Here is a 24,277-nt window from a genome sequence, read left to right on the forward strand (position 1 = left end):
GGGTCTGTGGTATAGTGCAGACTTTTCATACCTGCGGAACCCCGCGTTAATTCGAGTCTTGAGCGATGTTCACACCTTCTGTTCCTGTCCAGCCAAAAGCGTTTCGGCAGGATATTAATGGCCTGAGAGCATGGGCTGTCATAGCGGTTGTGCTGTACCATTTTGGTGTACCCGGTTTTTCCGGAGGATTTGTTGGCGTTGATGTTTTTTTCGTCATATCCGGTTTTCTAATGACTCGGATTATTATCTCCGGAGTAGAGCGTGGTCAATTTTCTCTTTGGGAGTTCTACCTTGCCCGAGCCAGGAGAATAATTCCAGCCTTGTTAGTACTATGCGCAGCTCTACTGATCATTGGTTGGTTCTGGTTACCAAGTGCTGACTATAATATGTTGGCAACCCATACTGCAGCAGCTACTACTTTCCTATCAAATATGCAGTTTTGGCGTGAAGCTGGTTATTTTGATGCGGCGTCACATGAAAAATGGCTGTTGCATACCTGGTCATTATCCGTGGAGTGGCAATTTTATATACTATTACCATTGGTTGTAATATTAGCGTGGCGTTTATTTGGAAAGCGAGGAGTCAGAATAGCCTTGGCTATTATCGGCCTATCTTCTTTCGTGCTTTCCATTTATACAACTCAACGCTGGCCAAGTGCTGCATTTTACCTGTTACCAACCAGAGCATGGGAAATGCTGGCAGGAGGGTTTATATGGTGGGCTATAAGATCAAGGACCATTCCTGTACAGCCGGCAAAGGTCATGGAAGCTGTTGGTATGCTCATGATAGTGAGTGCCATTGCGTTCTTTGATGCCTCCATGGGATGGCCTGGATTTTATGCACTGCTACCAACAGCAGGAGCTATGTTAATACTGGCTGCTGGTAGACAAAACTCGTTGTTCACTAGCAATTTCATCGCACGACATCTTGGTGCAAGCTCCTATTCAATTTATTTATGGCATTGGCCATTGGTCGTCATATTGAATTATCTTGGGGAAACGAGCAACATCACTTTAATAATCTTGGGGATTTTACTCTCACTTATAGCTGGTGAGTGCTCATTCCGGTTTGTTGAAAACCCAAGCAGGATAACCCTTGGCAAGCTGAGCAGGTATAAAGAACCGATACTTATCGGCGTCCCAGCAATGCTCATACTCATTACATCATATGGTGTCATTGCAACCAAAGGTGCCAATTATGTGTGGCGACAAGGTGCTTCATCATTATCTTCAGAGTATATGGACAAATATTCAAGAGATAATTATCTAACGCCCTCTACCAGGGCAGAATACAGATTGGAATGTGATTTTTTTGATGATGAAAAATACATTGCAAAGCATGGTGAAATAGCTGCTTCCTGCACCCAGAAACAAGAGGGAATGCGTGGGGTATTTCTTTGGGGAGATTCACACGCACAAGCGCTATCCTATGGTCTTAGACTGCATCTCAAAAAAGACACATCATTATACCAAGTCGCTACCTCTGCATGTCAGCCACATCTAGGTGGGGACTCTGCAACTAAGGGTGAGTTCAAGCTGGCATGTGACCGGTCCAACGAATTTGCTTTGCATGAAATAGCTCGTTTAAAGCCTGAAATAGTCATCATGGTTCAGAAAGGTGATCATGATAAAAACAATTTCAGCAATATCATTGAGCACCTTGATGGTATTGGTATAAAACATATCGTTATATTAGGGCCTGTACCACAATGGCAACCATCCTTGCCAAGGACGATAGCCCTTAGACATTTTTCAACACATGAAGTTAGATTCAATGACAATTCATTTGACCAGTCCCTCTTTACCAGTGACCGGAGAATGAAAGATATGATGTCAGGATATAATTCAACCAACTATATATCTTTACTTGACCACCTCTGTGAGGACGGAAAATGTCTTGCCAAGGTCGATGACAAAAATACGCCATTGGTATGGGATTATGGCCACTTATCCACGTCTGGAGCAGATTTTGTCGTGAAAGAAATCCTGCTGAAAGATCCAACCCTCAGCATGTATCTACAATAATTTTTAAGTAAATGGCAGCCAATAAGGCTGCCATTTACTGCTGATAAAAATTAAAGCTGCAGATACTATACCAGCGGTTCGAGCAACCTTTGTATGGCTGCGGCCAACTCCCCCCTACCCTGCCCTCGTAGAGCCTCGACAGCCCCCAACCTGTCGGCCGCCTCCTTGTTCTGACCCAACTTGAACTTGCCGACCAGCCCGGTTATCTCGATTTCAATGCCGACGACCGCCTGCACCATGGTCTCGAGATAGTCTCGCGGCGCATCCGCCATCTTCCATGGGGTCGTCTCCCCGGCCTCATGATGACGAGTCAGATTTGCCAGCAGCCGGCGCACGAAGCGGGCATCGTCGCGGATCTGGATGCGACCGTGAGCATGCACCACGCTGTAGTTCCAGGTCGGCACCAGCTTGTGATGCTCCTGCTTGCCCGGATACCAGCTGGGAGAGATGTAGCCATCTGCAGCCTTGAAGATCACCAGCACCTCGTCACCGTCTTTCACCTCCTGCCAGAGTGGATTGTTGCGGGCAACATGGGCACGCAGGACGCCATGTTCCCCTGCTCCAGCATCGAATTCGAACGGCAGGTGGTTGGCATCCAGCCCCCCTTCACCATGGGTGATCAGAGCCCCCAGCGGATAGGCCCGGATCAGCTGGTGCAGCCTCTCGGAGTCGGTGACGGCAAAATGGGGTGGCAGGTACATGCAGGTTCCTTCTGGTTGGCGCTGAGTTCCATTCAGCCTGGTCAGGGATTTATGCCCACTTTGCCGCCCTCGGGGCAAGCGAAACAGGCTGATAAGCCGACATAAAAAAGAGGGCTGACGCCCTCTCTGGATGTTCCTGTGCGTTTAGGCGCGTTTGGCCAGCCACTGTTCGGCGGCGGTGAGGGCCAACTCGATCTGCTCGCGGGCGACGCCGCCCTTGGCGACCCGCTTGGCCAGGGTCGCCTCCAGCTCCAGGTTCGGATAGACATCCTCCCCCACCACCGGGCTGAAGCGCTGGAACTCGCCGATGGTCAGCTCCTCCAGCGGCTTCTTCACCTGGATCGCGTAGACCACGGTTTCACCGACGATATGGTGCGCCTCACGGAACGGAATGCCCTTGGCCACCAGATAGTCCGCCAGCTCGGTGGCGTTGGCGTAGCCGCCCTGGGCCGCCGCCATGGTGCGCTCGCCGTTGACCTTCAGATCGATCAGCACCAGGGCCGCCATGTCGAGGCAGTCGTGCCAGGTGTCGAGGGCATCGAACAGCCCCTCTTTGTCTTCCTGCATGTCCTTGTTGTAGGCCAGCGGCAGCGCCTTGAGGCTCATCAGCATGCCCATCTGGGCGCCGACCACCCGGCCGGTCTTGCCACGAATAAGCTCCAGCGCATCCGGGTTCTTCTTCTGCGGCATCAGCGACGAGCCGGAAGTAACCGCATCGGAGAGCTCGACAAAACCCGCCTCGCCGGTGTTGTAGAAGATGAGATCTTCGGCAAAGCGCGACAGGTGGGTCATGGAGAGGGACGCCACGTGCATCAGCTCCACCACGTGATCCCGATCGGAGACCGAATCCAGGCTGTTGCGGGTGGCGCCAGCAAACCCCATATCGAGCGCCAAGGCTTCGCGGTCGATGGCGTAGGCGGTGCCCGCCAGCGCACCGCAGCCGAGCGGGCTGGTGTCGAGGCGCTTGAGGGCATCCTGCAGCCGGGAATAATCCCGCTCCAGCATCTCCACATAGGCCAGCGCCCAGTGGGCGTAGGTGACCGGCTGGGCCCGCTGCAGATGGGTGTAGCCCGGCAGCACGGCGGCCTGATTGGCGCGGGCGGAGGCCACCAGCCCCTGTTGCAGAGCGGTGATGGAGCCGAGCAGCAGCTCACCCTGTGCCTTGCACCAGAGTTTGAGGTCGGTGGCGACCTGATCGTTGCGCGAGCGGCCGGTGTGCAGCTTCTTGCCAAGATCGCCGACCGCGGCGATAAGCTGGCTCTCGACCCAGGAGTGGATATCTTCGGCGTCCGAGCTCAGGATCTGCTGGGGATCCTGCTGCACCGAGGCGAGCAGCACTTCCATCGCCTGTTGCAGCTTGCCCTGTTCACCCTCGGTCAACACGCCCACCTTGACCAGCGCTTTGGCCCAGGCCATGGAGCCTTGAATATCCTGCTCCGCCAGCCGGTAATCGAACCGCAGCGAATCGTTGAACTGCTTGAACCGGCTATCAGCTCCCTGACTGAAGCGTCCACCCCAAAGTGCCATACTGCTCTCCTTGAATGCGTTGTCGGTAGGCGTTTGCGCCTGCCATACTCGCGCGGCCTCTTGGCCTGCGCACAGAAATCTTGCCCTGTATTTTTCTGTATAACAGTGCGCTGGTGAGGAGTGCTGTTGCCGTTGAACACGTCACACCCAGCAACTACGAACCGATCCCCTCTCCCTTTGGGAGAGGGCTAGGGTGAGGGCAATTTCCCCCCTCATCCCCAACCCTTCTCCCCCTGTTTTCCACGTAAGCGGGAGAAGGGGGCAAAGCACACCCCTCATTGAAAGCCGCCCCTGTTATCTCATAGACATGTCCCAGGCGCAGCCCTCTTGTCACAGCTCATCGGTTATCCTTCCCCCGCTCACAGGCGAGGGAATCAGGTCGCCGCTTATGAGTGAGGGGGCCAAGCCCCCTCACCTGTTTCTGCGGCTTGGAACCTATAGGGTTAGCCGTGGGTGTGATCACCACCGATCGCCTGATGCTGCTCTTTCATGGCGCGGATCCGGCTGGCCAGGGTGTAGAGACGGATAAAGCCTTCGGCATGGCTCTGGTCGTACACTTCGTCGGCGCCGAAGGTGGCGAAGTCTTCGGAGTAGAGACTGTTCGGCGACTTCTTCTGCACCGCGGTGACCTGACCCTTGTACATCTTCAGCACCACTTCACCGTCCAGATCTTCGGCAATGGCGTTGGCAGAGGCGACGATGGCCTTGCACAGCGGGGTGAACCAGCGACCGTCATAGACCAGGTGGGAGAACTCGGCACCCAGCTTTTCCCGCCAGGCGCGGGTCGGGCGATCCAAGACCAGCTCCTCTACCGCGCGCAGCGCAGCGACCATCACGGTACCGCCCGGGGTCTCGTAGCAGCCGCGTGACTTCATGCCCACCATCCGGTTTTCGGTGATGTCGATGCGGCCCACGCCGTGCTTGCCGGCACGCTCGTTCAGGGTCATCAGGATCTGGTGCGGGCTGAGCGGCTGGTCGTCAACGGCCACCACTTCACCCTGGGCCACGGTCAGCTTGACGTACTCCGGCTGATCCGGTGCCTGTTCGGCCGGTACGGTCCACTGCCAGACCGCTTCGGACGGCTCGTTCCAGGTGCTCTCCAGCTCGCCACCCTCGGTGGAGATGTGCCAGGCGTTGGCATCGCGACTGTAGATCTTCTTCAGGGTCGCCTTGCAGGGGATCTGACGGGCTTCTAGGTAGGCCAGCAGATCTTCCCGGGAGCGCATGTCCCACAGACGCCAGGGGGCGATCACTTTCAGCTGGGGCGCCAGTGCGGCGACCGCACCTTCGAAACGCACCTGATCGTTACCCTTGCCGGTGCAACCGTGGGAGATGGCGTCGGCCCCTTCCGCCAACGCAGCCTCGACCATCGCCTTGGCGATCACCGGACGGGCCATGGAGGTCCCCAGCAGGTAGGAGCCCTCATAAACGGCGCCGGTCTTCAGGGTCGGGTAGACGTACTCTTTGACGAACTCTTCCCGCAGATCCTTGACGATGCACTTGGTGGCGCCGGAGGCGATGGCTTTTTGCTCGATCCCTTCCAGATCGTCACGCTCCTGACCGACGTCGGCGACGAAGGCGATGATCTCCGCGTCATAGTTTTCCTTCAGCCAGGGAATGATGGCCGAGGTATCCAGTCCGCCCGAGTAAGCCAGTACGATCTTGTTGATTCCGCTCATTTACTTCTCTCCATGATGATTCGATAAAGGGTGTGATTTGGGGTCGGTTGCCGTTATTTGTGCCCAAGCAGGGTCAGCAGTACGGCGTTCTGGATATGCATCCGGTTTTCTGCCTCGTCCATGATGAGGGAGCCAGACCCGTCCATGACCTGAGAGGTGATCTCCAGCTCCCGGTGCGCCGGCTGGCAGTGCAGCACGTGCTGGATGCCGGTGCGGTCGAGCAGGGCCTGGTTGATCTGATAAGGCATAAAGATATCTTTTACCTGCTCCATTGGCGTGTTGTCACCCATGGAGACCCAGGTATCCGTGTAGGCCACGTCAAACCCTTCGATGGCCGCCACGTCGTCGCTGATGTGGATGGTCGCCCCCGACTGGGCCGCCAGCGCCTGGGCCTGCAGGAAGATCTGGGTATCCGGGCCGTGGCCTTTCGGGCAGACCAGGGTCACGTCGGTGCCCAGAGTCGCCCCCAGCAGCAGCAATGAGTGGCTGACGTTGTTGCCATCGCCGAGATAGGCCAGCTTCACCTTGGACAGATCCCCGTAGTGCTCGCTGATGGTCATGAAGTCCGCCAGCCCCTGGCAGGGGTGGTAGAGGTTGCACAGGCTGTTCACCACCGGCACAGTGCCGTGCTCCGCCAGCTCGACCAGAGTCTGGTGATCGAACACCCGGGCGACGATGGCGTCACACCAGCGCGACAGGTTGGCGGCGAAATCCTTCACCGATTCGCGCTTGCCGAGCGCGCCGTTCTGCTGATCCAGATAGACGCTGTGGCCGCCCAGTTTGGCGATGCCGATGTCGAAGGTGACCCGGGTGCGCAGGGAGGGTTTCTCGAACAGGGTCACCACGCTCTTGCCCGCCAGTGCCTGGCCGTACTTTTTCGGATCGGCCTTGACCGATTTGCCTAGCGCGATCAGCGCCTCGATCTGGGCCTTGCTCAAGTCGCTGTCTTTCAGAAGATGTTGCATCGGATGTTCCTTGTTCCGGTGGAGATCAGAGAGAGACCTGGGTGCCGACCGCACCGCCAGCCAGCAGCTTGAGCAGCTGATCCGGGTAGCGCCAGCTGGCGACACAGACCGGTTTGCCCAGGGTCTCGGCGGCATGCAGGGCGGCTTTCACCTTGACCGCCATGCCGTCGCTGATCACCCCCTTCTCCATCAGATCCAGCGCGGTCACCTTGTCGAGCTGGGGCACCAGCTTGCCCTTGCCATCCAGGATGCCGCTCACGTCGGAGAGCATCACCAGGTCGGCGCCGAGCGCCTCGGCAATGGCGGTAGCCGCCTGATCCGCGTTGACGTTCATCAGCTGGCCGTCTGCGGTGATGCCGATGGAGCTCACCACCGGCAGGAAGCCCTGAGCGAGGATCCCCGCCACCAGCGCCGGGTTGCCCGGCTGGCAGTCACCGACCGCGCCGAGTGCCGGGTCGAGCTGGGTCACCTGGCACAGACCGCCATCCGCCAGACAGAGCCCCACCGCCGGAATGCCGGTGGCGATGGCCTTGGCCATCATCTGCTTGTTGGCGGTACCGGCCAGCGCGCCGGCGATAAACGGGATCTGCTCGAACGGGGTCACCCGCAGACCGTTCTTCTTGGTGGAGGTGAGACCCAGCCCCTTGAGCAGGTCATCCACCAGGCAGCCGCCGCCGTGCACCAGCACCAGGGGTCTGTGCTGCTCATCCAGAAAGCTTTTGAGGGTGGCGAACAGGGCGGTCAGCGCCTCGTCGTTCTCGATCAGTGCGCCGCCCAGCTTGATTACCAGAGTCTGCTTGTTCATCGTTGCGATCCTTCCTTGAGTCCTTAAATCAGGCCGGTGGCCGGTTCAAATCCGAATTTGATATTTATGCACTGCATGGCCTGGGAGGTGGCGCCCTTGAGCAGGTTGTCGATGGCGGATACCACCACCAGCATGTTGCCCTGCTGTTGCCAGGCGAGGTCGCAGTAAGGGGTGCCCGCGACGCCACGAATGGAGGGCATTTGGCCGGTCAGACGCACCAGCGGCTTGCCCTCGTAGGCCTTGAGGTAGGCCTGATCCACCTGGGTCGGTGTCACGCCGTCCGCCAACTGCACATAGATGGTGGCCAGGATGCCGCGCACATAGTTGCCAAGGTGAGGCTGGAACAGCACCTCCTTGCCCAGGTGGTGGCTGATCTCCGGCTGGTGCCTGTGATTGAAGGTGCCGTAGGGGTTGAGGCTCACCTCGCAGAAGCTGGTGTTGATGGCCGCCTTGCGACCGGCCCCGGAGACCCCGGAGACGGCGTTGATGATGGGCTGCCACCCCTTGGCGATGAGACCAGCCTGCTGCAGCGGCTTGAGGGCGCAGAGGGAGGCGGTCGGGTAGCAACCTGGCACGGCAATCAGCTGGGCCGCCTTCACCGCTTCGGCATTCCACTCGGCCAGGCCGTAGGCGGCCTGATCCAGCCACTGCTCGCTCTCATGGGTGAAGCCGTAGTAGGAGGCGTAGAACTGCTGATCCCTGACCCGGAAGGCACCGGAGAGATCGAACACCGGCAGCCCCTTGGCCAGGAACTTGGGCGCAAGTTCCGCGCTCACCTCGTGGGCGGTGGCCAGCAGCACCAGGTCGGCCTGGGTCAGGATCCGGGTCATGCCATCTTCGTCCAGCGGCAGCAGCGGCTGATCGAGCGCGCCGACCCACTGGGGATGCAGAGAAGAGAAACGCTTGTGGGCGTCCTGGCTGCCGGCGGAAACATAGAGGCCGAACAGCTTGAGTTGTGGATGGTTCTGGACCAGGGCGGCCAGCTCGGCTCCCGCGTAGCCACTGGCACCGACGATAACGGTGTTAAGCATGTTGAGTATTCCAAGTCAGAGTTCGAGATTCACAGCATGGTGCTGCGGTGCGCAAGGGGGTTCGATGCCCCATGCACGAGTGCGGAGGGGCAATTCAGGCGGGTGTGTGTCGTCGGTTATAGATCAGGTGACAGAACATTAACTTTCCCTTACAACTAGAAGCCTTGTCGATGAGCCACGTATTCAGGCAAACTTACAGAATATTCATGCACTCACTTTGCATTTGTATTTTCTAACAGAAACATTCCGGGGAAGCAAGGAGGAGCAGGTGGCCAATCTGGATTTTTTTTCACTCTACAAGAATATTATTGCGATTCCGTCCATCAGCAGCACGGATCCCCGCTGGGATCAGAGCAATGAGGCGGTGATCCGGCTGCTGGCCGACTGGTTCGCTCAGCTCGGCTTTCAGTGCGAGGTGACCGCCCTGCCCGATCTGCCGGGCAAGTTCAATCTGGTGGCGACGATAGGTCAAGGTGAAGGGGGGCTGCTGCTGGCGGGCCACACAGATACTGTGCCGTTCGACGAGGGAGCCTGGCGCAAGGATCCCTTCAAGGTGACCGAGGAGGGCAACCGCCTCTATGGCCTCGGTACCATCGACATGAAGGGCTTCTTCGCCTTTATCGTCGAGGCGCTCAAGGAGATCGACCTCAAGACCCTCAGCAAGCCGCTGCGGATCCTGGCCACCGCCGATGAAGAGACCACCATGGCAGGGGCCCGCGCCATCGCCGCCGCGGCCGAGCTGAAACCCGACTACGCGGTGATCGGCGAGCCAACCGGGCTGGTGCCGGTGGTGGCCCACAAGGGCCACATGTCGGAAGCCATCCGCATCACAGGCAAGAGCGGTCACAGCTCGGATCCCGCCAACGGCGTCAACGCGCTGGAGATCATGCACCAGGCCATGGGCCAGGTGCTCAAGCTGCAGCACAGCCTGAAGGAGAAGTACGCCGACCACAGATTCGCCGTGCCGCAGCCGACACTGAACCTCGGCTACATCCAGGGGGGCGACAGCCCGAACCGCATCTGCGGCTGCTGCGAACTGCACATCGACATGCGCCCCACCCCGCAGGTGGGCCCAGACGAGCTGATGGGCATGCTCAAAGAAGCGCTCTCCCCCATCGAGATCCACCAGCCTGGCTGTCTGCACCTGCAGCACCTGCACGAGCCAATCCCCGCCTATGCCTGCGCCGATGACTCCGAGCTGGTGCGCGAGGCCGAGCGGGCCAGTGGTCGGGCCGCCGAATCCGTGAACTATTGCACCGAGGCCCCCTTCATCCAGCAGCTCGGTTGTGAAACCATAGTGCTGGGTCCCGGCCACATCGCCCAGGCCCACCAGCCGGACGAATATCTCGATCTGTCGTTCGTTAAACCGACCACCAGCGTATTGCAGCACCTGATCCGCCGTTTCTGCCTCTGAACTGACGGGAATGTAAGTAAGTTACATGACATCGCACCTCGGGACAGGTGATGGAAATACATGTTCTGAATCGGCCTGTTATTTGACCTTGCGCAGACAATCTGGGTAGATTGTCACCCTAAGATGACGGAGCATATGTTGTAATCGCACAACAATAAGTGAGGTCGTCTCGCACCCCGGATGGGTGTCAGGCACCAACAAGATAAGGATGTGGAATGAACGAAAAGTACGCCGCACTACGCGCCAACGTAGGCATGCTGGGTCAACTGCTGGGCAAGTCCATCAAGGATCATCAGGGACAGGCCTTCCTCGACAAGATCGAAACCATTCGCCAGCTGGCCAAATCCTCCCGCAAAGGCAATGAGACGGACCGGGAACGTCTGCTCGACACCCTGCGCAACCTGAGCGACGACGAGCTGCTGCCGGTGGCCCGCGCCTTCAGCCAGTTCCTCAACCTGGCCAACGTGGCCGAACAGTTCCACACCATCTCCCGTCGCTGCGAAGAGCAGGTCTGCACCCCGGATCCGCTGGAGCAGATGTTTGACAAGCTGAAAGCCTCCAACCTGTCGCAGGAGGCCATCATCCAGGCCGTGCGCGAGCTGGACATCGATCTGGTGCTGACCGCCCACCCCACCGAGGTGACCCGTCGCACCCTGATCCACAAGCACGTGCAGCTCAACGACTGCCTCGAGGCGCTGGAGCTCTCCGATCTGCTGCCCCGCGAGCGGGACAAGATCCTCAATCGCATCGAACAGCTGGTCAACCAGGCCTGGCACACCAACGAGATCCGCGAACAGCGCCCGACCCCGGTGGACGAGGCCAAGTGGGGCTTCGCCGTGGTGGAAAACAGCCTGTGGCCGGCCATCCCCGAATTCATGCGCAATCTGGACGAGCGGCTGCAACACCACCTGGGTGTGCGGCTGCCGCTGGATGCCGCGCCGGTCAAGTTCACCTCCTGGATGGGCGGTGACCGCGACGGCAACCCCTTCGTCACCGCCAAGGTGACCGCCGAAGTGCTGGAGCTGGGCCGCTGGATGGCGGTGAGCCTGTTCTACAAGGACATCAAGGAGCTCACCTCCGAGCTCTCCATGTCCGACTGCACCGACGCCGTGCGCGAACGGGTCGGCGATCACCCCGAGCCCTACCGCGCCCTGGTCCGCGAGCTGCGCGAACAGTTGCGCGAGACCCAGGAGTTCCTGACCGCCAAGGTGCAGGGCCAGGCGAGCGAGAGCCGGGATCTGGTCAAGACCACCGCCCAGCTGCGCGAGCCGCTGGAGCTCTGCTACCACTCCCTGCACGCCTGCGGCATGGGCAACATCGCCGATGGCATGCTGCTTGACGTGCTGCGCAAGCTGGCCTGTTTCGGCATCCACCTGGTCAAGCTGGACATCCGTCAGGATGGCGAGCGCCACGGCCAGGTCTTCTCCGAGCTGACCCGCTACCTCGGCATGGGTGACTACGCCGAGTGGAGCGAGGACGACAAACAGGCCTTCCTGCTCAACGAACTCAACTCCCGCCGCCCGCTCATCCCGAGCGACTGGGCGCCGAGCGACGAGACCCGCGAGACCCTGGACACCTGCAAGGTCATCGCCCAGCACGATCCCGATGCGTTCGGCATCTACATCATCTCCATGGCTGGCGCGCCGTCCGACGTGCTGGCGGTGCAGCTGTTGCTCAAAGAGGCCGGCTGCAAGTTCCGCATGCCGGTCGCCCCGCTGTTCGAAACCCAGGAAGACCTGATGGCGGGCACCGCCGTGATGGAACGCCTGCTGTCGGTGGACTGGTATCGCGGCTACATCCAGGGCCGTCAGTACGTGATGATCGGCTACTCCGACTCTGCCAAGGACGCGGGCATGATGGCCGCCGGCTGGGCCCAGTACGCCGCCATGGAATCCCTGGTGGCACTGGCCGAGGCCAACAATCTGCGCCTCACCCTGTTCCATGGCCGTGGCGGCACCGTGGGCCGTGGTGGCGCCCCTGCCCATCAGGCCATCCTGTCGCAACCGCCGGGATCCCTGCGCGGTGGCCTGCGGGTGACCGAACAGGGCGAGATGATCCGCTTCAAGTTCGGCCTGCCCAAGGTGGCCATCCAGAGCCTCAACCTCTACACCAGCGCCGTGCTGGAGGGGAACCTGCTGCCGCCGCCCAAGCCCAAGGAGTGCTGGCGCGCCGTGATGGAGCAGCTGGCGTCCGTCTCCTGCGATCACTACCGCAGTATCGTGCGCGGTCACCCGGACTTCGTGCCCTACTTCCGCGCCGCCACCCCCGAGATGGAGCTTGGCAAGCTGCCGCTCGGTTCGCGCCCCTCCAAGCGCAAACCCAACGGTGGGGTCGAGAGCCTGCGCGCCATCCCCTGGATCTTCGCCTGGACCCAGAACCGGCTGATGCTGCCGGCCTGGCTCGGTGCCCACAAGGGGCTGCAGCAAGCCATCGCCGACGGTCAGAAAGGTGTGCTGGAAGAGATGAGCCGTCAGTGGCCCTTCTTCCGCACTCGCCTCGAGATGCTGGAGATGGTGTTCCTCAAGGCTGACGTCTGGCTGGCCGAGTACTACGACACCCGGCTGGTGCCCAAGGAGCTGTGGGGCCTCGGCAAACAGCTGCGTCAGGAGCTTGCCGACTCCATCCAGGTGGTGCTGGAGCTGCGCCCGCAGGGCGACTTGCTCGACGACCAGCCCTGGATCAAGGAGTCCATCAAGCTGCGCAACCCCTACACAGACCCGCTCAACGTGCTGCAGGTCGAGCTGCTGGGCCGCTCGCGCAACCATGCCGAAACTCTGCATCCCGAGCTGGATCAGGCGCTGATGGTCACCATCGCCGGCATCGCCGCCGGTATGCGCAACACCGGTTGATAGTCTCGGGGCTATCAAGCTCCCCTCAATGACAAAGGGCGCCTCGGCGCCCTTTGTCATATCTACAGGGCATGCTGGAGCCATATTGCCGGAGAATCCTTGGTCGTTAGGCGTTGCCATGGAATCGCAGGGTCGATTAACTATCAGGCGCAATCGCCCGCTTTACAGCTTTAGAGGATGGTGGATGCAAGCCTGCCGGTCTCGAAGGGGTGTCGCCCGCCCTTCGGGCTGGGGCGAGTGACTTTGGAAAGACCCAAAGTCACCAAAGGTCTTCTCCCCCGCTTCTTCGCCCGACTACGTCGGGTACCTTCGGCTCACCCGCATGTCCGACGGCACGCGCCGACGGGCCATCCATGGCCCGGCGCCACTCGCTCGACATCCTGTCTCGCGACCTGGACAAGCGTACTCGCCTCAGCGAATAAGAGGGGGAACCAATACCGTGCCCGTTCTTGACCAGTCTGTGCGGGAGCAATGCCCGTTCATGCTACCTGTGCAAGTCCGATTATTACCTGACTCCTGCCAACGACCTGTTGAAGAAGCTAAAAAACGGGCCGCTTACGGGATAGGGAAATCAGCCGGCAGACCTAAAAACCTGCCGCTAAACAATAAAAAGAGGCGCCACTGGCGCCTCTTTGACTGAACGGCTTGTCCGCTGTTACAGGCTGGCACAGATCTGCCAGAGGTCGTACTGGATGGCGGCGGCCGTCACTTCCCGACCGGCGCCCGGGCCCTGGATGACCAGCGGGTTGGTGCGATAGCTGTCGCTCTCGATGGCGAACACGTTGTCGCAGGGCAAGAGGTTGGCGAACGGGTGGTGCGGCTCCAGCGCCTCCAGCCCGACCCGCGCCTTGCCGTCGTGCTCGAAACGGGCGACGTAGCGCAGCACCTTGCCGACCCGGCGCGCCCCCTCGAAGGCGGTCTGGATCGGGTCATCCAGCTCTTTCAGCCTGTCCATGAACTGATCCGTGCTCACCTTGCGCAGGGAGACGGGCACCAGGTTCTCCAGCTCGATGTCGGCGGAGTCGAGCTCGAAACCCGCCTCCCGCGCCAGAATGAGCAGCTTGCGGCGCACATCCTGGCCGGAGAGATCCTCGCGGGGATCCGGCTCGGTCAGACCGTGTTGCCACGCCTCGTCCACCAGCTCGGAGAAGGGGCGACTGCCGTCATACTGCTGGAACAGCCAGGAGAGGGTGCCGGAGAAGATGCCGGAGACCCCCTGGATGCGGTCGCCGCTCTGGCGCAGCATCTGGATGCTGGACTGGATCGGCAGCCCGGCGCCGACGGTGGCGTTGTAGCGCCACTGCACCTGATGGTCGCGGCAGGTCTGCTTGATGCGCTGGTAGAACTCGCTGTCGGCGGCGCCGGCAAACTTGTTGGCGGCGATGATGTGAATGCCGAGCTGGGCGAAGTCCGGGTAGTAGCGGCTCACCGTCTCGCTGGCGGTCATGTCCAGCGCAATCAGGGTATCGAAGCCGTGTTGCTCCAGCTGGGCCAGCAGCTCGGGCCAGATCAGCGGCTTGGGATTGAAGTTGTCCTGCACCTTGAGCGGATCCAGCCCCTCTTCATCCAGCAGGCCCCCTTCCGAGCTGAACACCCCGTAGAGGGTGAGCGCCAGGTTCAGTTCATGCTCGAGCCGTGCCTTTTCCCGGGCATAGAGGTTCAGCCAGTGACCGCCGATGTTGCCCTTGCCGAACACCACCAGCCCGACCCGGTTCGGGCGGCTGAACAAGGCGCTGTGCAGGGCGATCAGCAGCGGCTCCAGCACCACCTGGCGCAGCACGGCCACCAGGCTCAGGCCATCTTTGGCCACCTGCACGAACTCCAGCGGCTGATCCGCCAGCAGCTGGTAGAAGCGGTGACACTGCTCGGCGTTGTCGGTGACGCCGGCCCCCACCAGCGCCACCAGGCTGTAGCCTTCACGCTGGATAAGAGCGGTGAAGCTGCCCTGCAGCTGGAAGTCGCGCAGCAGCTCGAACGCCCCCTGCGCCACCTCGAGGGTGTAGGCGAGGCGCAGGATCCGGCGATCCGGCTGGCGCTGCAAGGTGAGCGGGTTGAGGCGATGGCGGGCCAGATAAGCCTCGATGGTTGCCACTGTCTGCTCAAAATCAGTCTGCGGCAGCACCTTGAGCTCGATGAGGGCGATCTGATCCACCGAGGAGACGATGCGGGCGCCGCCGGAGCGGGGGGCACGGCGCAGGATGTGAGTGCAGCCCTCGTCCGGGTTGTAGCTGCAGCGCAGGGTGAGCCGCTGGCGGCTGTCGGCCACCGGCTGCAGGGTGCGCGAGTGCAGCACCGAGGAGCCGAGGCGGGCCAGCTCGTTGGCTTCGGCCAGGCTCAGGCGCTCCAGCAGGCGCGCCTCCTTGACCCGGCGCGGGTCGGCGCTGTAGACCCCGGCCACGTCGCTCCAGATGGTGGTGGATTCGCCGTCCGCCAGCAGGGCCAACAGGCTGGCGCTGTAGTCGGAGCCGTTACGGCCGAGCAGCAGGGAGCGTCCCTCCATGTCGGCGGCGATAAAACCGGTCACCACGATGCGACCGGTGTGCTCGGCCAGTCGCGCCTTGAGCAGTTCGCTGGAGAGCGCGGTATCCACCTTGACCAGGGCGCCATCCTCGGCGCGCAGGAAACTGCGGGCATCGAGCCAGATGGCCTTGTCACCGCGACTGGTGAGCAGGGCGGCCAGCAGGCGCGCCGACCACACCTCGCCAAAGGCGAGCAGGCCGTTGCGCTCGAAGCGGTCAAACTGCCCCTCCAGGGTCTTGGCGATGAGCTGCATGTCGTCGGCCAGCTGCTGGCTCAGTTCGAGGTGAAGCTCTCCTTCCAGCAGACCGTCGATCAGGCTCTGCTGATAGGCCTGCAGGGCCGAGATGGCCTCGCCGGCGGCTTCATCCCCGGCTTCGGCCAGCTCCACCAGCTGGATCAGCCGGTTGGTGGTCTTGCCGGCGGCGGAGACCACCACCAGCTCTCGCCCGCCCCCCTGCTGCTCGGCTTGTTGTTCGAGAATGCTGGCGACCCGGCGGTAACAGACCGGATCCGCCAGGCTGCTGCCACCGAATTTGTGGACGTGACGTCGCTTCAAGCCTGCTTCTGTTGCCACCGCGATCTCTCCTTGTTGCTGCTGTTCCATTACTTCGCCACCTGCTGTGCCTGCTGTGCTTGTGCAAACGCCTGGGCCAGATCGGCCACCAGATCCTCACCGTGCTCGATACCGACCGACAGGCGCAGCAGCTGACTGCTGATGCCTGCCGCCTGCTGGGCGGCCGGGGTCATAGCCCTGTGGGTCATGCTGGCCGGATGGGCCACCAGACTCTCCACCCCGCCAAGGGATTCGGCCACCGAGAAGAGGGTGAGGGCCGCCAGGAAGGCGCGAATGCCCGCCTCGCTGCAATCGAGCTCAAAACTTAGCATGGCGCCGAAACCGGACTGTTGACGGCGCGCAATATCGTGGCCCGGATGGCTCGGCAGGCTGGGGTGATAGATGCGTTTGACCAGCGGCTGCTGCTGCAGGAAGGCGAGGATGCGGTCGGTGTTCTCCTGATGGGCGCGCAACCTGGGAGCCAGGGTGCGCAGGCCGCGCAGGGTGAGGTAGGAGTCGAATGCCCCGGAGGTGAGTCCCAGACAGTTGGCCCACCACACCAGTGAGTCGGCCAGCTCGGGTTCCTTGGCGATCGCCACCCCGCCCACCACGTCGGAGTGGCCGTTGATGTACTTGGTGGTGGAGTGCACCACCAGATCGGCCCCCAGCGCCAGCGGCTGTTGCAGCAGTGGCGAGAGGAAGGTGTTGTCCACCGCCACCTTGGCCCCCGCCGCGTGGGACGCCTCGGCGATGGCGGCGATGTCCACCACCCGCAGCAGCGGGTTGGAGGGGGTCTCCACCCACACCAGCGCAGGCTGCTGGGCCAGTGCCTCGGCCAGTGCCGCCGCATCCCCCTGATCAACGAACTGCACCCGGTAGTGGCCCTTGGCCGCCAGGTACTCGAACAGGCGCCAGGTGCCGCCGTAGCAGTCGTGGGGGGCGATCAGCAGATCCCCCGCCTTGAGCAGGGCGGTGGTGACCAGATGAACGGCCCCCATGCCGGTGCCGGTCACCACGGCGCCGGCGCCCCCTTCCAGGGCCGCCAGGGCGTCCGCCAGATTGGTGCGGGTCGGGTTGCCGGAGCGGGCATAATCGTATTGACGGGGCTCGCCAAAGTCGGCAAAGGTGTAGTTGCTGGAGAGGTAAATGGGCGGCACCACGGCACCGTGTTGCTGGTCAGTCTCAATCCCGGTGCGCACTGCCTGGGTGGCCTTGTGGGTCATGTCACTCTCCTTGATGTCTCTTCACACGCTGGCATGCTGTTTCTGCCACGCGCATCCCGCCATTGCAGGCTCATGGTGACCCACACTACGCCAGCTTAAAAAGGCCGTCAACACTTCTAGACGTCTAAATGGCTTTGCTGTTGGATTGCCATTGATTTCCTTAAGGGTTAAAATCCGCGCTCACGGCTAAACGAGAACAGGTGGATCATGGGTACAGAGTGGAACGGCGACTACGTCAGCCCCTACGCGGAGCACGGCAAGAAGAGCGAACAGGTCAAGAAGATTACCGTCTCGATCCCGCTCAAGGTGCTGAAGGTGTTGACCGATGAGCGCACCCGCCGTCAGGTGAACAACCTGCGTCATGCGACCAACAGCGAGCTGCTCTGCGAAGCCTTCCTGCACGCCTTCACCGGTCAGCCGCTGCCCTGCGACGAAGATCTGCGCAAGGATCATCCGGACAGCGTCCCTGCCGAGGCGCGTGCCATCATGGAAGCACTGGGCAAAGAGATCGAAGATTTCGACGCCGAGTAATCCTGCAGCAGATGCCAAACAGCAAACCCCCTTCGATGACGCGGCCCCAGGCCGCGTCATCGCTATCCGCCCCTTTCAGCCTGCGTCGCTACCAGAGCGACGTCTGCAGCCACAGCCACGACTATGCCCAGCTGGTGATCCCCCTCGACGGTCCCATCGAGATCGAGGTGCAGGGCCAGGGACGGCGGCTTGCGCCCGGCTTTGCCTGCATCATCGCCCCCGGTGAGCGGCACGACTACGCCGCCGATCCGGCGCTCTCGTTTCTGGTGCAGGAGAGTCACTGGCTGCCCGGCGAGCTGGGCGAACGCCCCTTCATCGAGCTGGACGAGGCCCAGCGCCACTACCTCGCCTTCCTGCACCGCATGGTGGCCGAGGGGCGCCACGTGGCCGGCATGGAGCAGGTGTGGCTGGGTCTGCTGGCAGACGCGCAGCAGGCAGGCTCGCGCGGCCGTGCCCGCCTCGCCCCGCGCATCGGCAAGGTGCAGCGTCATATCGAGGCGCATCTCGCCGAACCTCTCAGCAACGAGCGGCTGGCCGCCATCGCCTGCCTCGGCCAGAGCCAGTTCAAGCACGCCTTCCAGCAGCAGGTGGGGATGAGCGTCTCCCACTACATCCGGGCGCGGCGCATGGCACTGGCGCGTACCCTGCTCGCCCACACCGCCCTGCCCGTCGGCGACGTGGCCAGCCGCTGCGGTTACCAGAATCAGGGGGCCTTCGGCGAGCGCTTCCTGGCCGAAACCGGAGTAACCCCTTCCCTCTGGCGCCAACAAAACGGCCGCTTGCCGTAACCGGGCGGCCGTTTGCCGAAGACGGCGCAGGTGGTTTCGAGGCATGCTGAGGCTCATGCAAGGTATGGGCAACGAGGAGCCAAGATGCAGACCATAAGCTGGCAGGATTTCGAGATGGTGGAGCTCAGGGTGGGCACCCTGGTGCGGGTCGAGCCCTTCCCCGAGGCGCGCCGCCCGGCCTACAAGGTGTGGGCGGATTTCGGCCCCGAGCTCGGGGTGCGCAAGAGCAGCGCCCAGATCACCGACCTCTACCAACCGGAGGATCTGGTAGGTCGCCAGATTGTCGCCGTGGTGAACTTCCCCCCCAAGCAGATAGGCCCGATCCAGTCGGAGTTTCTGCTGACCGGCTTCTACCGGCCGGATGGCGCCGTAGTGATCGCCATCCCCGAGCAGGCGGTGGAGAACGGTGCCAAGCTCGGCTGATGCCATCACCGGACGGATACAAGAGAGGCGACCCTGGGGTCGCCTCTCTCTTTTGCGGCTGGTTGCCCGCCGTTACTTCAGCAGGCTGAAAATCAGCGCCGACACCGCCAGCGAGCCGGTCAGCAGGATGAAGCCGTTGGCCCAGCGCTGGCGGAAGCGCGCCAGCGCCTCCACCTTGTAGATGGCCACCACCGGCATGATGAACAGGATCATGGCGATCACCGGGCCGGAGAGGGTCTCCATCAGCCCCAGGATCCCCGGGTTGATGATGGCAGCGCCCCAGATGGAGAAGAACATCAGGGCGATGCCGAGCTTGTCCGCCTTCGCCAGCGACAGGCCGGTGGGCTTGGCGATCAGGCTTTTAAGGCTCTCGCGGGCACCGAGGAAGTGACCGAGGAAGGAGGAGCTGATGGCGATGAAGGCGATGAGCGGCCCCAGGGTCACGATCACCGGGTTGTCGGTGATGTTGGCAAGATAGGAGAGCACCGAGACGTTCTGGGCCTTGGCCTCGGCCAGCTGGGCCGGCGAGAGGCTCAGCACGCAGGAGAAGACGAAGAACAGCACGAAGCCCACCAGCATGACGGTGGTGTTGCGCAGGATCAGACTGCTCTTTGCTTCCGCCTGCTCGCCGTACTCCCGGCGCTGCACGTTGGCAAAGCCGGAGATGGCGGCGGCGTGACTGAAGGCGAACACGGTGACCGGCAGCGCCAGCCAGACGGTGTTGAGGAAACTGCCGCCCTCCAGGCTGCCCAACTGTGGCCACTGCCACTGGGGGATCAGGTAGCAGGAGAGCGCCGCCAGGATGGCCGCCAGCGGATAGACCATGACGGCAAAGGCGCGCAGCATCGCCTTCTCACCGGCCAGCATCACGGCGATCATGGCGAACACCAGCATGCCGGAGAGCATCACCCGGTTCGGGGTCGCCATGCCGAGCTGATTGATCATGAAGCTCTCCACCGTGTTGGTCAGCCCGACCCCGTAGATGAGCAGGATCGGGAAGATGGAGAGGAAATAGAGCGCCGAGATGAGGCGGCCGGCCATCTTGCCGAAGTGCTCCTGGGCCACCTCGGTGAAGTCGGCGTGGGGGCGCGAAGAGGAAAGCACGAAGCGCGCCAGCCCGCGGTGGGCCAGGAAGGTCATGGGGCCGGCCAGCGCGGCGACTATGATGAGAGGCCAGATCCCGCCCAGACCCAGGTTGATGGGCAGGAACAGGATGCCGGCACCGACGGCGGTACCAAACAGGCTGATGACCCAGTGGGTGTCGTGGCGGCGCCAGGGGGTGGCGCTGACGGTGGTGGAGCGGGAACCGGACAGCTCCCCTGTGACGTCTACAGATAAACTCATTACTAATTCACTTTTTGTCAGTGTTTTAATCTGAGTTCATTGTGGTTTATCGGGATTTAATTCTCAAAAATCCCCCCTGAAACATATCACTACCATTACGGGCTTCAGCCAGTGAGATTGGGAATGGAATCGGGATCACATAAATGAGTAAAACTAAATTCAGTAAAATTAGCGAAATTTAAAACCAAATTTTCATTAATGGTCAATTTTTTATTTTGGCCAAATGATTGTTTGCAGAATTACCTGAAAAATCGTGCCATTCCGCCGCCCTCTCTTGTGATGATTCACTGTCATTCCCGCGCTTTGCCAGCGGATATTCCTGTTCATCCCCGATAAAACCAGCGGATCACACCATGCAATCAGGCGGCCATGGGGCCGCCTGATTGCCGTCAACGATGACCTGTTTACCCGCTCAATGGGCCAGAATGCTGCCCCAGGCGAGATCCGGATCCCCCATCACGATGAAGTCCGGGTTCTCCAGCGACTCCGTCTCGTTGTAGCGCAGCGGCTGCAGTGCCAGGCTGAGGATGCGACCACCGGCCGCCTCGACGATGCACTGGGCGGCCGCGGTGTCCCACTCGCCGGTGGGGCCGAGCCGCACGTAGCAGTCGGCCGCCCCTTCCGCCACCAGACAGGACTTGAGGGAGCTGGAGCCGAGCGGGATCAGCTCGTAGTTGATGGCCGGGTTGAGGCGGCGGGTCAGATTCTCCAGCTTCTGGCGGCGGCTGATGGCCACCACCAGCGAATCGGGCTGATCGTGTTCGTGGTGCATGGCACTGATGGGGTGCACCTCGCCGTTCGCCTCCTTGAAGGCGCCATGACCGCGTACCGCCCAGTAGAGCACGTCCGACTCGGGGGCATAGATGACGCCGAGTACCGGCACATTGTCCTGTACCAGGGCGATCAGGGTGGCGAAGTCACCGCTGCCGGCGATGAACTCGCCGGTGCCGTCGAGGGGATCCACCAGCCAGTACTGACGCCAGTTGGCGCGCTGACTGAAGGGGATGTCGGCCGCCTCTTCGGTCAGCACGGGCACGTGGGGAGTGAGCGCCGACAGCGCCTGTTTGAGGTAGGCATCGGCAGCAAGATCGGCACTGGTGACCGGGGTCGCATCCTCCTTCAGCTGACGCTCGAACTGACCGCCGTGATAGATTTCGTGAAGGATCCTGCCCGCTTCGCGCGCGATCTCCTTGACCCCCGGCACCCAGGCCAACAACTCCTGCATCTTGTTATCCTCTGTATTCAAACTGCCCCTGCGGGCTACTCTGCCTGCTCCGCCAGCCAGCGTTGGGCCAGCAGCAGCGCACTGATGCTGCGCGACTCCGTGAAGTCGGGTCGCGCCAGCAATTCGTCGATCCGGTTCAGCGGCCAGGGGATCACCTCGAGGGGCTCGGGCTCGTCACCCACCCGCTGCTCGGGGAAGAGATCCCGCGCCAGCAAGATGTCCATCCGGCTGGAGAAGTAGCCCGGCGCCAGCGACACCTGCTTGAGCAGGGTCAGGCTGTTGGCCCCGAAGCCCGCCTCCTCCATCAGCTCCCGGTTGCCCGCCTCGAAGGCATCTTCGCCCGGGTCGATCAGTCCCTTGGGAAAGCCCATCTCGTAGGAGTGGGTGCCCGCCGCGTACTCGCGCACCAGCAGCAGGGTGTGGGCATCAAACAGCGGCACCACCATGACGGCGCCCCGGTTGCCGCCACGCATCCGCTCGTAGACCCGCTCCTCGCCGTTGGAAAACTTGAGGTGGAGCGACTCCACCTTGAACAGCCGGCTCTCGGCCACGATCTCGGCCTTGAGGATCTCCGGCTTGCTCTTGTCGTGCGCCATGGTGTCGACGCTGAGGTGGACGGGTTTGCGTTGGTGGTGATCACTCATCGGGGCTGGCTGCTCGTTAAAAAATCGTGTTTCAAGAGTAAACGACTCCCCTCTCGAACACCACGGGGCAAGGGTGGGAAAGCGGCGGGAAAAATCCGTTATAATGCCCGCCCGTTTCGACCCGACCACCGAGGCCCCATGCCGACCCCACTGCCCTGGCACCAGATAGACACTGTCCTGCTCGATATGGATGGCACCCTGATCGATCTCCATTTTGACAACCACCTCTGGCAACAGCTGGTCCCCGAGCGCTATGCCGAGCGACTCGGCCTGCCGCTGGCCGAGGCCAGAGTGCAGATCGAGGCGCACTACCAGGCCGTCAGCGGCACCCTCGACTGGTACTGCGTAGATTACTGGAGCGAGACGCTCGGGCTCGACATCCGCGCCTTCAAGCAGGAGATCCTGGAGAAGATCCAGTGGCGCCCCAACGTCATCCCCTTCCTGGCCGCGCTCAAGGCCGCCGGCAAGCAGCTGGTGCTCTTCACCAATGCCCACCCCGCCAGCCTGTCGGTCAAGGATGCGCACCTCGGCCTCGCCAAGCACCTCGATCTGATGGTGAGCACCCACGAGCTGGGCTGGTCAAAGGAGAGCCAGCACTGCTGGCAAGCGCTGGCCGAGCGGCTGGCGTTCGACCCGGCCCGCACCCTGTTCGTGGATGACAGCGAGCGGATCCTGCGCGCCGCCGCCGATTACGGCATCGGCTACCAGCTCGCCATCCAGAACCCGGACAGCCGGCAGCCCGAGCAGCGCATCACCGCCTTCCCGGCGATCCGCGACTACGCCGAGCTGTTGCCCCTCGGCACCTGATACGCTCAAGGCCCTCATCGCGAGGGCCTTGTCATATCGGCTCAGCAGCCAGTCCGCTGATTAAAGCCCTCAGGCCGCATCGCGCGGGGCCAGTACCCCCATGCCGGCCAGGTAGTCGAGGGCGCTCGGGGTGAATCCGATCTCCGCTAGGTGCGCCGCCGTGAAGGGGGCGCGCTGCAGGGGCAGGCCGCGGCTCACCCGTTCCATCCAGTCCGGATTGCCGATCGCCGCCGTGCCCACCGCTACCAGGTCGGCGCCGCCGGCCAGAGCCAGCTCGGCCGAGGCGGCGTCGTGGATCTTGCCCGCCACCATGAGCGGCACCCGCCCGGCCAACCCGACCCGCACCGCCTCCAGCAGGGCGCCGCCATCGGGATCCCCCGCCACCGCCTTGAAGCTGTCCCCCATGGAGAAGTGCAGGTAGTCGATCCCCTCGTCCGCCAGCAGGTGCGCCACCGCCAGCTGATGGGGCAGCTCTATGCCCTGGATATGGGCATAGTTTTCGGGGGAGAGGCGCACCCCGACCAAAAAGTCCCGGGGCAGACGGGCGCGGATGCCGCGCACTATCTCCACCAGGATCCGCGCCCGGTTGGCGATGCTACCTCCCCAGCGGTCGGTACGCCGGTTGTGCAGGGGGTTGAGGAAGTTGCAGAGCAGGAAGTTGTGGGCCCCGTGCAGCTCGACCCCGTGCAGGCCGGCGTCATGAGCCCGCTCGGCGGCGCCCATGAAGGCTTCAATGAGCGTAAGAATCCCCTCTTCCATCAACCCCTTGACCCCGAGCGGGTAGCGTCCACCCGGTGCCAGTTCGCACGGGCCGACTGGCGCCCCGTCGTTCAGCTCGGGCAGGGCCCGCATCCCGCCGTGATGCAGCTGCACCACCGCCAGCGCCCCGGCCTGCCGCGCACTGTCGGCCAGGGCCGTGAAGGCCTGCTGCTGGGTGTCGGTCATCAGGGCCGGCTGCCCCGCCCAGCAGCGTCCGCCGGGCTGTACCTGGGTAGCGGCGGCGATGAGCAGGCCGAAACCGCCGCGGGCGCAGCGCGCCAGCCAGTCGAGCTCGGCCTGAGCGGGATCGCCGCCGGCACCGCTCATGTTGTGGGTCAAAGGGGCCAGCACGGCCCGGTTCTTGAGCCGCAATCCGGCCCGTTCGAAGTGGAAGCTGTCGCCAAGTGCCTTGTTCATCGCCCTCTCCCGGGATCGCAATGGAATGGCCGCCACTATAAACCCGGG

General features: G+C 62.1%; 19 protein-coding genes. 7 read left to right on the forward strand and 12 right to left on the reverse strand.

The window, feature by feature from the left end:
• Positions 1–65: 65 nt before the first annotated feature.
• The gene (locus BN1143_RS22120; RefSeq protein ID WP_082038601.1) at positions 66–2,024 is read left to right on the forward strand and encodes an acyltransferase family protein; all 1,959 of its coding nucleotides are present in this window, start codon (positions 66–68) and stop codon (positions 2,022–2,024) included.
• Between the two features lie 65 nt (positions 2,025–2,089).
• Here BN1143_RS22120 and BN1143_RS16920 read toward each other — a convergent pair whose 3' ends face one another.
• The 6 genes from BN1143_RS16920 to argC all read right to left on the reverse strand — a co-directional run bounded on the left by BN1143_RS16920 (position 2,090) and on the right by argC (position 8,732).
• On the reverse strand, positions 2,090–2,725 hold the full coding sequence (locus tag BN1143_RS16920) for an FMN-binding negative transcriptional regulator (RefSeq protein WP_042051461.1): 636 nt from the start codon (positions 2,723–2,725) through the stop codon (positions 2,090–2,092).
• A 144-nt stretch (positions 2,726–2,869) separates the two neighbouring features.
• Positions 2,870–4,252, reverse strand: coding sequence for an argininosuccinate lyase (gene argH, locus BN1143_RS16925; protein ID WP_042051462.1), 1,383 nt, complete (start codon positions 4,250–4,252; stop codon positions 2,870–2,872).
• 443 nt (positions 4,253–4,695) lie between these two features.
• Entirely contained in the window at positions 4,696–5,931 is a 1,236-nt protein-coding gene (locus tag BN1143_RS16930; protein ID WP_042051463.1) for an argininosuccinate synthase, read from the reverse strand.
• A 53-nt stretch (positions 5,932–5,984) separates the two neighbouring features.
• The gene (locus BN1143_RS16935) at positions 5,985–6,896 is read right to left on the reverse strand and encodes an ornithine carbamoyltransferase (RefSeq protein ID WP_042051464.1); all 912 of its coding nucleotides are present in this window, start codon (positions 6,894–6,896) and stop codon (positions 5,985–5,987) included.
• 25 nt (positions 6,897–6,921) lie between these two features.
• A complete protein-coding gene (argB, locus tag BN1143_RS16940) occupies positions 6,922–7,701 on the reverse strand; it encodes an acetylglutamate kinase (RefSeq protein WP_005308537.1) in 780 nt (259 codons plus the stop codon).
• 23 nt (positions 7,702–7,724) lie between these two features.
• Positions 7,725–8,732: an N-acetyl-gamma-glutamyl-phosphate reductase gene (argC, locus tag BN1143_RS16945; RefSeq protein WP_042051465.1), complete on the reverse strand. Its 1,008-nt coding sequence runs from the start codon at positions 8,730–8,732 to the stop codon at positions 7,725–7,727.
• 268 nt (positions 8,733–9,000) lie between these two features.
• Here argC and argE point away from each other — a divergent pair, with 268 nt between their 5' ends.
• Both argE and ppc read left to right on the forward strand, forming a co-directional pair.
• The gene (gene argE / locus BN1143_RS16950; protein WP_010635207.1) at positions 9,001–10,146 is read left to right on the forward strand and encodes an acetylornithine deacetylase; all 1,146 of its coding nucleotides are present in this window, start codon (positions 9,001–9,003) and stop codon (positions 10,144–10,146) included.
• 215 nt (positions 10,147–10,361) lie between these two features.
• Positions 10,362–12,995 carry a phosphoenolpyruvate carboxylase gene (gene ppc / locus BN1143_RS16955; RefSeq protein ID WP_042051466.1) on the forward strand — a complete coding sequence of 878 codons (2,634 nt, stop codon included), beginning with the start codon at positions 10,362–10,364 and terminating at the stop codon, positions 12,993–12,995.
• Positions 12,996–13,650: 655 nt separating this feature from the next.
• On the opposite strand, the gene BN1143_RS16960 is transcribed toward ppc, so the two are convergent.
• Both BN1143_RS16960 and metB read right to left on the reverse strand, forming a co-directional pair.
• Positions 13,651–16,119, reverse strand: a complete 2,469-nt coding sequence (locus tag BN1143_RS16960; protein WP_042051467.1) for a bifunctional aspartate kinase/homoserine dehydrogenase II — start codon at positions 16,117–16,119, stop codon at positions 13,651–13,653.
• Positions 16,119–17,291, reverse strand: a complete 1,173-nt coding sequence (gene metB, locus BN1143_RS16965; RefSeq protein WP_042051468.1) for a cystathionine gamma-synthase — start codon at positions 17,289–17,291, stop codon at positions 16,119–16,121. The genes BN1143_RS16960 and metB overlap by 1 nt, the downstream gene beginning before the upstream one ends.
• A gap of 207 nt (positions 17,292–17,498) precedes the next feature.
• Here metB and metJ point away from each other — a divergent pair, with 207 nt between their 5' ends.
• From metJ to BN1143_RS16980, 3 genes are all read left to right on the forward strand, one after another.
• Positions 17,499–17,822, forward strand: a complete 324-nt coding sequence (gene metJ / locus BN1143_RS16970) for a met regulon transcriptional regulator MetJ (protein WP_005308521.1) — start codon at positions 17,499–17,501, stop codon at positions 17,820–17,822.
• Positions 17,823–17,857: 35 nt separating this feature from the next.
• The gene (locus BN1143_RS16975) at positions 17,858–18,610 is read left to right on the forward strand and encodes an AraC family transcriptional regulator (RefSeq protein WP_042051469.1); all 753 of its coding nucleotides are present in this window, start codon (positions 17,858–17,860) and stop codon (positions 18,608–18,610) included.
• A gap of 84 nt (positions 18,611–18,694) precedes the next feature.
• Positions 18,695–19,033: a tRNA-binding protein gene (locus BN1143_RS16980; RefSeq protein ID WP_017783578.1), complete on the forward strand. Its 339-nt coding sequence runs from the start codon at positions 18,695–18,697 to the stop codon at positions 19,031–19,033.
• Between the two features lie 72 nt (positions 19,034–19,105).
• Here BN1143_RS16980 and BN1143_RS16985 read toward each other — a convergent pair whose 3' ends face one another.
• The 3 genes from BN1143_RS16985 to nudE all read right to left on the reverse strand — a co-directional run bounded on the left by BN1143_RS16985 (position 19,106) and on the right by nudE (position 22,246).
• Positions 19,106–20,377, reverse strand: a complete 1,272-nt coding sequence (locus BN1143_RS16985; RefSeq protein ID WP_042051471.1) for an SLC5/6 family protein — start codon at positions 20,375–20,377, stop codon at positions 19,106–19,108.
• Positions 20,378–20,789: 412 nt separating this feature from the next.
• The gene (cysQ, locus tag BN1143_RS16990) at positions 20,790–21,602 is read right to left on the reverse strand and encodes a 3'(2'),5'-bisphosphate nucleotidase CysQ (RefSeq protein WP_005308514.1); all 813 of its coding nucleotides are present in this window, start codon (positions 21,600–21,602) and stop codon (positions 20,790–20,792) included.
• 35 nt (positions 21,603–21,637) lie between these two features.
• Positions 21,638–22,246 (reverse strand): ADP compounds hydrolase NudE, encoded by a 609-nt coding sequence (nudE, locus tag BN1143_RS16995; RefSeq protein WP_042051472.1) that lies wholly within the window; start codon positions 22,244–22,246, stop codon positions 21,638–21,640.
• Positions 22,247–22,384: 138 nt separating this feature from the next.
• Between nudE and yrfG the strand changes: the two genes are divergently transcribed.
• Positions 22,385–23,053, forward strand: coding sequence for a GMP/IMP nucleotidase (gene yrfG, locus BN1143_RS17000; RefSeq protein ID WP_042051473.1), 669 nt, complete (start codon positions 22,385–22,387; stop codon positions 23,051–23,053).
• A 69-nt stretch (positions 23,054–23,122) separates the two neighbouring features.
• On the opposite strand, the gene BN1143_RS17005 is transcribed toward yrfG, so the two are convergent.
• Positions 23,123–24,229 (reverse strand): NADH:flavin oxidoreductase, encoded by a 1,107-nt coding sequence (locus BN1143_RS17005; protein WP_042051474.1) that lies wholly within the window; start codon positions 24,227–24,229, stop codon positions 23,123–23,125.
• Positions 24,230–24,277 lie beyond the last annotated feature (48 nt).

This window comes from Aeromonas dhakensis, assembly GCF_000820305.1.
Lineage (GTDB): Bacteria > Pseudomonadota > Gammaproteobacteria > Enterobacterales > Aeromonadaceae > Aeromonas > Aeromonas dhakensis.